This window comes from Paenibacillus sp. 23TSA30-6, from assembly GCF_014858585.1.
In the GTDB taxonomy this organism is placed as follows: Bacteria; Bacillota; Bacilli; order Paenibacillales; family Paenibacillaceae; genus Paenibacillus.
The window spans coordinates 1-210 of record NZ_SLTL01000139.1; the positions used below are offsets into that span (position 1 = coordinate 1).

The following is a 210-nucleotide window of genomic DNA, read 5'->3' on the forward strand; positions in this document are numbered from 1 at the left end:
CCAGAGAGAGCGTTTTGGTTTCCAGGTGGAAGCCGTCGCCCTGGATTCGGGTTATTTGACAACGCCGATTTGCCGTGGTTTGCAAAGCCGTAAGATTTTTGCCGTGATTGCCCACCGAAGATTCCATCCGAAGCAAGGAATGTTCCCGAAATGGAAGTTTGAATACGATGCCAAGCGCAATGTGTATATGTGCCCAGCCCAACAGGAACT

The 210-nt window shown here is 50.5% G+C and carries 1 pseudogene; it reads left to right on the forward strand.

The features are described from left to right. Positions 1-210: pseudogene (locus E0698_RS26465) on the forward strand (IS5/IS1182 family transposase); the annotation flags it as partial.